General features: G+C 41.1%; 12 protein-coding genes, 1 tRNA gene and 1 pseudogene. All 14 read left to right on the top strand.

Annotated features, from left to right (window positions below):
* Window positions 1-97: pseudogene (locus BLP80_RS15315) on the top strand (cytochrome C554); the annotation flags it as partial.
* Window positions 97-780 (top strand): NapC/NirT family cytochrome c, encoded by a 684-nt coding sequence (locus tag BLP80_RS13025; RefSeq protein ID WP_090543926.1) that lies wholly within the window; start codon window positions 97-99, stop codon window positions 778-780. The pseudogene BLP80_RS15315 and the gene BLP80_RS13025, both read left to right, overlap by 1 nt.
* A gap of 547 nt (window positions 781-1327) precedes the next feature.
* Window positions 1328-1513 (top strand): hypothetical protein, encoded by a 186-nt coding sequence (locus BLP80_RS15320; protein WP_143002298.1) that lies wholly within the window; start codon window positions 1328-1330, stop codon window positions 1511-1513.
* A gap of 338 nt (window positions 1514-1851) precedes the next feature.
* Window positions 1852-3762, top strand: coding sequence for a threonine--tRNA ligase (gene thrS / locus BLP80_RS13030; RefSeq protein ID WP_090543927.1), 1911 nt, complete (start codon window positions 1852-1854; stop codon window positions 3760-3762).
* A gap of 21 nt (window positions 3763-3783) precedes the next feature.
* Entirely contained in the window at window positions 3784-4377 is a 594-nt protein-coding gene (infC, locus tag BLP80_RS13035; RefSeq protein ID WP_090543929.1) for a translation initiation factor IF-3, read from the top strand.
* Between the two features lie 139 nt (window positions 4378-4516).
* The gene (gene rpmI / locus BLP80_RS13040; protein ID WP_090543931.1) at window positions 4517-4714 is read left to right on the top strand and encodes a 50S ribosomal protein L35; all 198 of its coding nucleotides are present in this window, start codon (window positions 4517-4519) and stop codon (window positions 4712-4714) included.
* Window positions 4715-4725: 11 nt separating this feature from the next.
* A complete protein-coding gene (gene rplT, locus BLP80_RS13045; protein WP_090543933.1) occupies window positions 4726-5085 on the top strand; it encodes a 50S ribosomal protein L20 in 360 nt (119 codons plus the stop codon).
* Window positions 5086-5172: 87 nt separating this feature from the next.
* Window positions 5173-6192, top strand: a complete 1020-nt coding sequence (gene pheS / locus BLP80_RS13050; protein WP_090543934.1) for a phenylalanine--tRNA ligase subunit alpha — start codon at window positions 5173-5175, stop codon at window positions 6190-6192.
* Between the two features lie 44 nt (window positions 6193-6236).
* Window positions 6237-8615: a phenylalanine--tRNA ligase subunit beta gene (gene pheT, locus BLP80_RS13055; protein ID WP_090543936.1), complete on the top strand. Its 2379-nt coding sequence runs from the start codon at window positions 6237-6239 to the stop codon at window positions 8613-8615.
* A gap of 293 nt (window positions 8616-8908) precedes the next feature.
* Window positions 8909-9217, top strand: a complete 309-nt coding sequence (locus tag BLP80_RS13060) for an integration host factor subunit alpha (protein WP_090543938.1) — start codon at window positions 8909-8911, stop codon at window positions 9215-9217.
* 501 nt (window positions 9218-9718) lie between these two features.
* Window positions 9719-9795 (top strand) — tRNA-Pro (locus BLP80_RS13065).
* Between the two features lie 177 nt (window positions 9796-9972).
* A complete protein-coding gene (gene surE / locus BLP80_RS13070) occupies window positions 9973-10722 on the top strand; it encodes a 5'/3'-nucleotidase SurE (RefSeq protein ID WP_090543940.1) in 750 nt (249 codons plus the stop codon).
* Between the two features lie 41 nt (window positions 10723-10763).
* Window positions 10764-11426, top strand: a complete 663-nt coding sequence (locus tag BLP80_RS13075) for a protein-L-isoaspartate(D-aspartate) O-methyltransferase (protein WP_090543942.1) — start codon at window positions 10764-10766, stop codon at window positions 11424-11426.
* A 22-nt stretch (window positions 11427-11448) separates the two neighbouring features.
* The gene (locus tag BLP80_RS13080) at window positions 11449-12528 is read left to right on the top strand and encodes a peptidoglycan DD-metalloendopeptidase family protein (RefSeq protein WP_256325104.1); all 1080 of its coding nucleotides are present in this window, start codon (window positions 11449-11451) and stop codon (window positions 12526-12528) included.
* Window positions 12529-12971 lie beyond the last annotated feature (443 nt).

Here is a 12971-nt window from a genome sequence, read left to right on the forward strand (position 1 = left end):
TGGCACTTTTGCGGGTGAGCCTAAATTTAAGTTTCATGATGAATTCCAGGCTAGTGCTAAAGTAGCTAAAAAAGACGATAAAAAAGGAAAAGAGTGATGACTGCACTACAAAAAGGATCAATTGGCAGTTTATTGATTGGGTCATTACTGGGAGTAGTATTGCTAGCAGTAGTATTCGGAGGGGAAGCCGCGCTTTCCACTGAAGGATTCTGTACTAGCTGCCACTCGATGACTTACCCGCAAGAAGAATTGAAAAAATCCTCGCACTATGGAGCATTAGGCGTTAATCCTGGATGTAAGGATTGCCATATTCCGCAAGGTATTGAGAATTTCCACTTGGCAGTCGCCACGCATGTTGTGGATGGTGCGAGAGAACTTTACCTGGAACTGGTTAATGATTATTCTACGCTGGAGAAATTCAATGAGCGTAGGCTGATCATGGCGCATGATGCACGCCTGAATCTCAAGAAATGGGACAGCATCACCTGCAGAACATGTCATAAAGATCCCCAGCCGCCGGGAGAAAGTGCTCAAACTGAGCACAAGAAAATGCAAACTGAAGGTGCGACTTGTATAGATTGTCATCAGAATCTAGTGCATGAGGAAGTGCCGATGACTGATTTGAATGCGAGTCTAGCTGCTGGCAAGATGGTGTTGAAGCCAGAGGAAGGCGAGGATGAAGATGGTGAGGAGGAAGACGCTGAAGATGATGAAAATGGTGAAGAAAGTAAAGCGGAAAACTCTGACGAAGAAGACTCCACTGATGAAGATGTCGATTAATTTAGCTTGAACTCGGAGAGATTGAAGATTTAAACCTTTTTGTTTCGAGCGAAACCCGCGCAGATATAATTTGGCGCGGGTTTCTTTGTTGGGGCTTGAAAAACAGGGTGAATGGCTTAGGTAATTTGTAAGAATTTCTAGCGTTGTTGACAGTGTTCAGGAGAATGCTGTAAATGAGCATTCATAAACGTAGCCGATTAACCTTGTTGGATGATCGAAAGAAGACCTGGTAGTTTTAGTAAACGTTGCATTGGAAGATTACCCATCTGGCAGAACGGCGCCAGCTCAGCCGAGAAGCGTGATTTATTTATCAGATCCTTAAACGGGTGCACCTACGAGAAATTATAGCTTATGTGACGGTGCGAATAAACGCTTCCGTCCGCTGCGCTACGCTCAAAAAAGGCTTGTTAAAGTGGAGAAGGCCGTCCAGGAGTGCAGGGCATGTCAGCAATAACAAATCCGATCCTGGTGAGCTGGCTCATTTTAACCCCAGACGCTTGCTGCTGCGTAAAGGACTATCACCATTCCAACCTAGGGCATACCTGCTGTGACCACTGATGACTTCTCCCGAGAATTGGGTGCTGCTATTCTGATCGGACAAAACTCAGGGCAGCGCTGCTCGCTTCCTCGCGGCGACAGTTATTTGCCTAGTTATGATTTACTTAAACCAAGGTATGGTGGTAAGGAGTACACAGGCACCAGCCATCACACATTTATTAAGGCTGGAGATTGATCCGCGCTGATAGGCCGGCCCTAAATCAATAGCAACGCTGAGCGTATTATTCGTACCTTCCTCGAATTGCTAACAACTGCAAGAATACGTACCATCAGCATGTTGAGCTGATGCACTCCATTAACTTGTATAATGCTGCTAAACCTCGCAACGGTTTGAATAACGCTACCTCTTATGAAATATCTTTAGCTTGTTTATACATCAGGCTGTAAATAGCCTGATTAATTCTTACAACTAATTTTTTGCTATGTTTCTGACTGTTCATTATCTTTTACTCTGTACAGAGTAAAAATAAATTACTTAAATATTTATATTTACTTAACTAGAAGGAAAAATCAGTGACTGTTATACGCTTACCAGATGGTTCGAAAAGGATATTTGATCGTCCAGTGACTGTTTTGGAAGTTGCAGAATCGATTGGTGCTGGTCTTGCGCGCTCAGCATTAGCAGGAAAAGTTAATGGTAAAATTGTTGATTTATCTAATCATATCGAAACAGATAGTGATCTCATGCTTCTTACGGAGAAAGATGCTGAAGGTCTAGAGATCATTCGGCATTCGAGTGCGCATTTATTAGCACATGCTGTTAAGGAATTGTTTCCAGAGGTACAAGTAACCATCGGTCCTGTCATAGAAGATGGCTTTTATTATGATTTCTCACATAAACGCCCATTTACACCAGAAGATCTTGCTGCAATAGAAAAAAGAATGATGGACATTAGCAGGCGGGATTTAAAGGTTGAGCGAAGTGAGTGGGATCGCTCCGCTGCTATAAATTTTTTCAAGAATCAAGGGGAGCATTACAAAGCTCAATTAATTGAGGCGATACCTGAGGGTGAGGCTATTTCACTTTATTCGCAAGGTGATTTTACTGATTTGTGTCGTGGTCCGCATGTGCCATCTACATCCAAGCTCAAGGTTTTCAAGTTGATGAAAGTAGCAGGTGCGTATTGGAGAGGTGATTCTCATAATGAGATGCTGCAAAGGATATATGGAACAGCTTGGGCAAGAAAGGAAGATCAGGAAGCATATTTACGGCGCTTAGAGGAGGCCGAAAAGCGTGATCATCGGAAACTAGGTAAACAATTAGATTTGTTTCATATGCAAGAAGAGGCGCCAGGTATGATCTTTTGGCATCCCAAGGGTTGGACTCTCTGGCAGCAAATCGAGCAGTATATGCGCCAAATACTAAACCAGAGTGGTTACTTGGAAATTCGTACCCCCCAGGTCATTGATAAAATATTATGGGAACATTCTGGTCACTGGGAAAATTTCCGTGAGAATATGTTTGTTACAGAATCTGAAGAGCGATATTTTGCCATCAAACCTATGAATTGCCCAGGTCATGTACAGGTATTCAATCAGAGGCTTAGAAGTTATCGGGATTTGCCTCTTCGTCTTGCCGAATTTGGATCATGTCACCGAAATGAAGCATCAGGGGCTTTACACGGTCTCATGCGCGTACGGGCCTTTACCCAGGATGATGCGCATATTTTTTGTGCAGAGGAGTGTGTGCAAGATGAAGTTATGCAATTTATTGATTTGTTGCAGCGTGTTTATAAAGATTTTGGCTTCCATGAAGTTTTAGTTAAACTTTCTACCCGTCCCCAAAAGAGGGTGGGAACAGAAGAGCAGTGGGATAAGGCAGAGTTGGCACTGCGTTCAGCATTAAATCAGAAGCAGCTTGATTGGGAGCTACAACCAGGGGAGGGTGCTTTTTATGGTCCTAAAATTGAGTTTTCGTTAAAAGATAGTATTGGGCGTGTGTGGCAATGTGGCACACTGCAGTTAGATTTTTCGATGCCAGATAGGTTAGGTGCGGTTTATGTTTCTGAAGATAATCTAAGAAAAACACCAGTCATGCTACATCGTGCAATTTTAGGTTCATTGGAACGATTTATCGGTATTCTTATTGAGAATCATGCGGGCATACTTCCTATATGGCTTTCTCCTGTTCAGGTAGTAGTCCTGAATATTTCTAAGAACCACATAGATTATGCTCGAGGTGTGGTGAATGAACTTAAGTTTCATGGTATTCGTGCAGATTCAGACTTGAGAAATGAGAAAATAAACTATAAAATCCGGGAGCATAGTTTACAGAAACTACCTTATCAGATAATTGTAGGAGATGCTGAAGTAAAGGATAATATAGTTTCTGTACGCAGTAGATCAAATATTGATCTTGGTCAAATGCCTTTGCAGATGTTGATTGATCGTCTAAAAGTAGAAATTTTAGAAAAGGTAAGTTGATTTTTTATATACTTCGGAGGAATCGCCATAAGCCAGGAAAAAAATGTGCGTATAAATGAGGAAATTAGTGCACCAGAAGTACGGTTAATCGGTATAGATGGGGAGCAAATCGGTGTCGTTTCGCTTGCTGCTGCTAATGCTCTTGCTGAAGAAATCAGTGTGGATCTAGTTGAGATTGCGCCAGGAGCTCAGCCGCCAGTGTGTCGCTTGATGGATTATGGGAAGTACTGCTATCAAGAAAGTAAAAAGAAGCATGATGCAAAGCTTAAGCAGAAGCAGATCCAAATCAAAGAAATTAAATTTCGACCCAATACTGATGAGGGTGATTACAACATCAAATTGCGTAATTTGATTAGCTTTCTGGACGAGGGTGACAAGGTAAAGGTTACCCTGCGATTTAGAGGGCGTGAGATGGCACACCAAGAGTTTGGTGTGCGTCTTTTGGAGCGAGTAAGAGATGACCTTGAATTACATGCAATAGTAGAGCAATTTCCCAGGCTAGAGGGTAGGCAAATGGTGATGGTATTGTCACCTAAAAAGAAAGAAGTAAAAAAAAGTAAATCGAAAGAATTAAAGCAAGAGGATAAGATTTCTACAGCTATAATAACTTCGTGAGTATGCTAATCACTCTTATTACGTGAATAGATAGAGTATATTAATTTTAGAATTTATAAAAATAAGTGGTTCTGGGTTTAAAAGCTTTCAAACTAAATAGAAACACCTCGAGCCATATTAATAAAATAGGAGTTAAGTCATGCCTAAAATGAAGACAAAAAAAAGTGCCGCTAAGCGCTTTAAAGTGAGGGCTAGTGGTAATATTAAACGATCCCAAGCATTTAAGCGGCATATTCTAACCAAGAAAACTACCAAAAACAAAAGGCAGTTGCGTGGAACTGCTAGTGTTCATTCGAGTGATATAGCATCGGTGCGTGCTATGTTACCTTACGCATAAGGAGGTTTGTAATGCCAAGAGTAAAGCGTGGTGTAACAGCTCATGCGCGCCATAAAAAAATACTTAAACTGGCCAAGGGATATCGCGGCCGTCGTAATAATGTATATCGCGTAGCGAAAGAAGCTGTAATGAAAGCAGGCCAGTATGCGTACCGCGATCGCCGTCAACGGAAACGTCAATTTCGTGTTTTATGGATTGCTCGTATTAATGCAGCTGCACGAGAGTTTGGATTGTCATACAGCAATTTTATGAATGGTATAAAAAAAGCTGGTATTGAATTGGATAGAAAGGTGCTGGCCGATCTTGCTGTATTTGATAAAGCTGCCTTCGAGAAGATAGTAGAAAGGGCTAGAACAAGCCTAGCGCTATAATTTAGTTGATAATAATAAGTGAAGGGAGATCAAGGATAAGAAAACTTGGTCTCCCTTTTTCTTGCATGATTTAACGTATTGCTTTTTATGAAGAACCTAGAAAATCTAGTAAGTGAAGCGGTTATTCTTTTGGATAAGGTAGAGAATGCAACTGAACTTGAGCAAATCAAGGCTCGCTATCTGGGTAAAGAAGGAGAGTTGACTAAATTACTTAGAGGATTAGGTATGCTACCACAGGCTGATCGTCCAGCTATGGGTAATCTGATCAATCAGGCTAAAAAATCGTTGGAAGAAGCGCTTGATCGACGCCAGAAAATTATTGAAGAACAGAAAATGATAGCGCAGCTGGAAGGAGAGACATTAGATGTGACGTTACCAGGACGAGGATCGGGTGCGGGTGGTCTACACCCAATATCGCGAGTGTTGGCGCGCATTGAATCGCTATTTCGCTCGATTGGTTTTACTGTTGCTTCAGGTCCAGAAATTGAGACTGATTTTTATAATTTTACTGCGCTTAATATTCCTGAAGATCATCCAGCTCGTGCAATGCACGACACTTTTTATGTGGATAGTGTGAATTTGTTGCGTACTCATACATCACCAGTTCAAATCCGTTATATGAAAGATCATCGACCACCCCTAAAAGTAATTGCACCGGGGCGCGTATATCGCTGTGACTCTGATGTAACGCATACACCTATGTTTCATCAAGTGGAGGGATTGTGGGTGGATGATAATGTTAATTTCTCGGCTTTGAAAGGTGTATTGATAGACTTTATGCAGAAATTTTTTGAGCGTGAGGATCTGCCCATACGCTTCCGACCTTCGTTTTTTCCGTTTACAGAACCTTCTGCAGAAATGGATATCGGTTGTGTCATGTGTGATGGAAAGGGCTGTCGAGTATGTGGTAATACAGGATGGCTGGAGGTGCTGGGTTGTGGCATGGTGCACCCGAATGTTTTGAGGCATGGCGGTATAGATAATGAGAAATATACCGCCTTGGCCTTTGGCCTGGGAGTAGAACGGTTGGCGATGCTACGATATGAGGTAAATGATTTACGGCTATTTTTTGAAAATGATTTACATTTCTTAGAGCAATTTAATTAAATAAATTTTTTCGTTCGTACATATCTTATTTGTAGATTATTGCCATGAGATTTTCTGAGAATTGGCTTCGCACACTTGTAAATCCATCCTGTTCGAGTAATGAGCTGGCGCAAGCTCTAACGATGGCGGGTCTAGAGGTGGAGAGTGTGGAGGCCGTGGCGCCATCTTTTGATAAGGTGGTCGTAGCCGAAGTGGTATCTATGCAAAAACACCCGAATGCAGACCGACTGAATGTATGTCAGGTAGATGTAGGGATGGCTGGCAGTAAACTGCTTCAAGTTGTTTGTGGTGCGCCAAATGTTGATGTTGGAGTAAAAGTACCTTGTGCTTTGGTTGACGCTCATTTACCTGACTTTGTTATCAAGCAAAGTAAATTGCGTGGTGTGGAGTCGTTTGGTATGTTGTGTTCTGCAAAGGAATTAGGGCTGAGTGAAAATGCGGATGGATTACTTTTGCTGCCTGAAAATGCACCAAATGGTATGAATTTTAGGGACTTTTATGCGCTTGATGATCGGGTTTTCATACTTAAACTTACACCTAATCGTGCAGATTGCCTCGGTGTATTCGGTGTGGCCCGAGAGGTGGCAGCAATTACTGCTACAGATTTTGTTTTACCGGAAATTGAGTCAGCTAAGAGCGAAATCACCGATACTATAATAGTATGCGTAGATAAACCTGAGATGTGCCCACTTTATTGTGGAAGAGTGGTGCGCGAAGTATCGCTTGATGTCTCCACGCCTCTGTGGATGGTTCATCGTTTGGAGCGAGGCGGAATACGCGCAATTAATGTGGTGGTAGATATCCTCAATTACGTGATGCTCGAAATGGGTCAGCCAATGCACGCGTTTGATTTGGCAAGGGTTGGGAGTGAGTATTCAGGAAAAATTTATGTGCGTTATGCAAAAACAGGTGAGTATTTGGAATTGCTAAATGGAGAAAACCTTGAATTACAGTCGGATATGCTGGTAATTTCTGATGAGACTGAACCTTTAGCATTGGCTGGAATCATGGGGGGGATTCGAAGCAGTGTACAGCTAGAAACAACAGATGTATTTTTGGAAAGCGCGTTTTTTTCTCCAGAAGTAATAAGCGGCAAAACATTTCGCTTGGGATTCAGCTCAGATTCTGCGCATCGCTTTGAGCGAGGAGTTAATTTTGCTGCGACACGAGATGCTTTAGAGCGAGCGACTAATTTAATTCTAAGTATATGTGGTGGTAAAGCTGGCCCAATTACTGAGGTTAAGAATATATTACCAAAACGTAATGTTGTTAAGGTTCGTCTGGAGCGTATAAAACGGTTACTGGGAATTGGTATGGAAAGCAGGCAAATTTCAGAAATTTTTGCACGCTTGAGATTCAATTTTTTTATTGATGATGAGGTATTTCATGTTACACCTCCACCTTATCGTTTTGATCTAGCGATAGAAGAAGATTTTATTGAAGAAGTGGCGCGCATTTATGGGTATGATCATATTCCTGCAAGTTTGCCTCGCCCAATAATGTCCATGCTTTCCGAGTCTGAAGTAATTAATCTCTCTCCAGCCCGATTAAAACATATTCTGATAAGTCGGGACTATCGGGAGGTAATCAACTATGCGTTTGTAGATGCTAATTGGGAATTAGATTTTGTGAATAATCTTTCGCCAGTGGTATTGAAAAACCCTATTGCTAGTCAAATGAGTGTGATGCGTAGTAGTCTGATTGGCGGGTTAGTTGCTAACTTGCAATTTAATCTTAATCATAAGCAGAATAGAGTTCGAATATTTGAAATCGGGTGTTGTTTTACCAATAATGAAGGTAATTATCAGCAAACCGAGAATATTGCAGGTCTTTGTTATGGAGATGTGGTGCCAGAGCAATGGGGGCAAGTTGCTAGAAATATTGATTTTTTTGATGTCAAGATGGATGTGGAGTCTCTATTCTGGCCGGAGCAGGCGAGATTTGAGAAATTCTCTCATCCAACCTTACATCCAGGAAAATCAGCGCAAATTTATAAAAATGATAAAGTTGTGGGGTGGTTAGGGGAAATGCATCCTCGCCTGCAGAGAAAGTATGATTTGCCCAAGCCTGCGATATTATTTGAGTTGCATATTGATTCTTTATCTGTGAGAGCATTGCCGAAAGTTAAAAAACTTTCCAAGTTCCCTCCTGTACGGCGTGATATCGCTATTGTAGTAGCTAATCATATAAGCGCTCAGATGTTGCTAGAAAGTATGAATGCTGAGAAAGCAGTTATCATTTCTGAAATTCATCTTTTTGATATTTATAGTGGGAAAGGAATGGAATCTGGCAAGAAGAGTCTTGCCTTTCGTATTTTATTACAAGATAGTGAAAAAACCTTAGTTGATAAGGAAGTGGATGAAGCAATTGCAAAATTAATCAGCATATTAGAATCCAAATATAATGCTAAGCTACGGGGATAATTTTACACCGGGTAAGAATATGATATGTATATTCTATCGACTTGGTTGCTGAGGAACATTCTTAGTATTTTCTCCGTATGGATTTTTTATTGATATCAATATTAATGTCCATCTCTCTTAAGTTTTAAGAGTTTCATTAATCTATCTTTGATAAGAGAATTTTAAGCAGTGAAGTACATGAGTCACATAGATAATATATTTTTATTTTTTTCTTAATAAATTTTGTCTATGAGTATTATGGAATCTTGTATTTTGTTTACGAGCTAAGATTTGTTCATATAGGTGGGGTAAACATGGCGTTAACAAAAGCGGAATTGGCCGATCTGTTGTTTGAGAATGTAGGGCTTAATAAGCGTGAAGCAAAAGGAGTAGTGGAATCCTTTTATGAGGAATTGCGTGTGGCCCTTCAAAAAGGGGAAGGAGTCAAGCTTTCTGGCTTTGGTAATTTTCAATTACGTACCAAGCCCCAGCGCCCTGGACGCAATCCCAAAACAGGTGAAGAAATTCCCATCTCAGCGCGTCGTGTAGTTACTTTTCATGCTAGCCAGAAACTTAAATCAATGGTGGAGAAGAACTATCAGGGAAAGCATGAAGCCAAATAGTATCTTCCTTTCCATACTAGCAAAACGATATTCCCCAATTGGGAAGTAATTCCAATTCTCGATAGAAACGTAAATATATTTAATACGTAACTGTCTGTATTTAAGAAGTTATACTAATATAATTGTTCCTCTTTCTATTGAGAATTGGAGTAAGTGAAATATATGGGATCAACCCCCTATTTTGCAGTAGTAGGATCAGGAATTTACGCAGTTGAAAGGAATCAATTAAGCGACAGGGAAATCAGCGCTATGATCCAGAAGGTATTACTTATTCGATGTATACGTGAATTACTTCATGAATAGGGATTTACTATAAATGGTGTGCGTAATCATTTGTAATTTGAGTCTGCGTCAATTTTTGCTAGATCTACTAAAACTTCATATTCAAAGATATGTATATTTTTAGAATGAAATCGAGAGAGTGGTATCGGGATTCCTTTCTTGACTTGTTTTGCGAACGATACTAATGTTGGAGCGTGTATTTGTTATAATTGAAGTCGTCGGGGCGTAGCGCAGCCTGGTAGCGTACTTGCATGGGGTGCAAGTGGTCGGAGGTTCAAATCCTCTCGCCCCGACCAATTAGTTTTACAGTATATAATGAGTTTATTACTTAAATAGATAATGTAGTGTATGCTCATAAAATTAGATTTTAATTTAGTTAGCTAGCAAATTTGAATCTTTTATAAAAAATGATTGGTAATTAGATTCAAATATAATATTTTGACTTCTCATTAATTTCCAGAAAATTAATTCAAATGCGCATATTGCTCAGTAATGACGATGGGTATTTTGCGCCAGGTCTTGCGTGTCTCGCCAAAACCCTTTCCAGTATAGCTGATATAATTGTAGTAGCCCCGGAACGTGATCGCAGCGGTGCGAGTAACTCTTTAACACTTGATCGTCCGCTTAGTTTGCACAAGTCACATAATGGCTTTTATTATGTTAATGGCACACCGACAGATTGTGTTCATCTGGCAGTGACCGGTATGCTGGATAATTTGCCGGATATGATCATCTCTGGTATTAATGATGGCGCTAATATGGGAGATGACACAATTTATTCTGGTACTGTTGCAGCTGCTACCGAAGGGTTTCTCCTGGGTATACCCTCAATTGCTGTATCTCTCGTGAGTGCTTCTGATGGTAATTTCTCAACTGCAGCGCATGTTATATTGAATTTAGTGAAGCGATTCATAGAGAAAAAATTTCACGTGCCTATTCTGCTGAATGTCAATGTGCCTGATATCCCCCAGGAGCAGTTACAAGGAATGGAAGTAACGCGCCTAGGACGTCGCCACAAGGCTGAATCAGTAATTAAGTCGCTCAGCCCACGAGGGCAGACTGTTTATTGGATAGGTGCCGCAGGTGCTGCGCAAGATGCTGGAGAGGGAACAGATTTTTTCTCAGTTCAAAATAACCGTGTATCAGTGACTCCATTGCAAATAGATCTCACTCGATATGATCAAACAGGATATCTAAAAGATTGGTTGGAGTTATCATGCTGACTCTGTGTTTTGGAGAAAAATATGACGGGAGATATTGATTTGTGAGCGTGCGCCATTCAGGTATTGGCATGACATCACAGCGAACGCGGATGCGAATGGTTGAGCGTTTGCGTGAACAAGGCATCATGGATGAAAGAGTGCTGGCTGTAATGAACACTGTCCCTCGGCATCTTTTTATTGAAGAGGCGCTAGCATCCAGAGCTTATGATGACGTGGCATTGCCAATTAATTTTGGCCAAACAATTTCAAGTCCTTGGACTGTAGCAAGAATGACCGAGCTTCTTCGTGCGAATTTAAGTCTAGGTAAGGTACTTGAAATAGGTACCGGCTGCGGATACCAGACTGCAGTGCTAGCTCAGCTCGCACAAGAAATATATTCAATTGAACGTATCGGACCGTTGCTTACGCGTACACGTATACGTTTGCGTGAGCTGAGAATTAGCAATGCTTACTTGAAACATGCGGATGGATTGCTTGGTCTTCCTGAGGCGGGACCATTTGACGGCATCATAATGACAGCTGTTACGACTCAAGTGCCGGAATCACTTCTTGAGCAACTGATGATAAGAGGTAGAATAGTTTATCCAAAAGGAAGTCGAAGGCAGAATCTGTGTGTGATAGAGCATACCCCTCAGGGGTTTATTGAGACTATACTGGATGAGGTGAAATTTGTTCCAATTTTATCTGGTGTTATAAGCAAATAAGCGGTGCAGGAGGAAAATAGAGATGCTGGAAATTATGATTAGGAAAGCCGGTTTAGAAATTTATGGAGTTATCATTATGGCTATCTTAATAGTAAGATCGAAGTTGTTTTCTATTTTATCTGGCTTATTACTTTTTCTTTCTTGCATTTTAATAATTGGTTGTATTGCGCCATATCCGGCTCCAGTCGTTGAGTCTCAGAGGAAGTTAAATCAAGCAATAGATAAGGCAGCAGGTAAGCAAATCTATGTTGTTCAAAGAGGGGATACACTTTATGGAGTTGCGCTCAAACATAGCATTGATTATAGGGAATTGGCGCAATGGAATGGGATAGTAGATCCAAATGCTCTTAGGATTGGTCAAGAAATTGATTTGTCCGTCCCTTCTAGGCAGAAACCGTCTTCTCAGCAGGAACAGGTAATGCCTGAGCAGTCCACCACAGCACAGCCGACTCTGTTTCCAATTCCTCAGCCAATCTTACCTTCCGAAGCTAAAGAGTTGCCACCATCAATTCCTCCATCTAAAGTGGAAGGCTCTGCTAATTTATTAGTAACTGAGCCCAAAAGTGTTAAATTACCATATTCTGAATCGGCGGCAGCTCAATTACGGAATTCAACTAATATACCCACTAATACACCAGTCAATGCAGAAGCTGTGGTAATGGCCCCAGTTACTCAAAAAACTATTGAAAATGAAAGTATTCCCAAAAATGTTTCCCAGAAATCAGAAAGTAAAAATAATAGGAATATCAAGTGGAGCTGGCCAGCAAACGGGCAGATACTGAGCAGATACACTGAAAAATCTAAAGGCGTAAGTATTTCTGGTAAATCTGGTCAGTCAGTATTAGCATCCGCGGACGGAACAGTAGTTTATAGCGGTAGTGGATTACGCGGTTATGGCAAATTAATTATTGTTAAGCATAACGATACTTACCTGAGTGCTTATGGACACAATAGCAAGATTCTGGTTCGTGAAGGTGACATTGTAACGAGGGGTCAAAAAATAGCAGAAATGGGAGGAGGGGATAGTGATGCTGCGAAGCTTCATTTTGAAATTAGAGAGCGAGGGAAGCCGGTTGATCCTCTTAAATTCTTATCTAATTGATTGAGACTTTACTGAGAGCTTCTGTAAAATTCATTTCACTGTGACTGGAACGGTGGTAACAATCCATCAGCCTACGGGATTTATGATTGGCGATCTGATAAGGCGATGCAGAGTCAGCAAAAGTAAGCGCAGGAAAGAGAGCGTTAGGCTGTTAATGCATGCGCTCGGCGTGCAGAGTATAGTATAGTATCCTTGGTCGCTCCAAGTAACTAGTACTCAGTCATTCTTGAAATGTCGACTAAAGCTCCCCATACTCTCGACCTTCAACGTAGAATGGAAGTGGGCCAATGGCAAAGAAATACATGGTGAGGCTAACCGAAGAAGAACAAGCTTATTTAGAAAGTTTGATGCACAAAGGAAAAGTGGCGGCGTACAAAAGGCTTCATGCCCAGATCTTGCTTAAGGCGGATGAGAACGCTTTAGGTGAATCGTGGCAAGATAAC

The organism is Nitrosomonas sp. Nm132 (assembly GCF_900100485.1).
Lineage (GTDB): Bacteria > Pseudomonadota > Gammaproteobacteria > Burkholderiales > Nitrosomonadaceae > Nitrosomonas.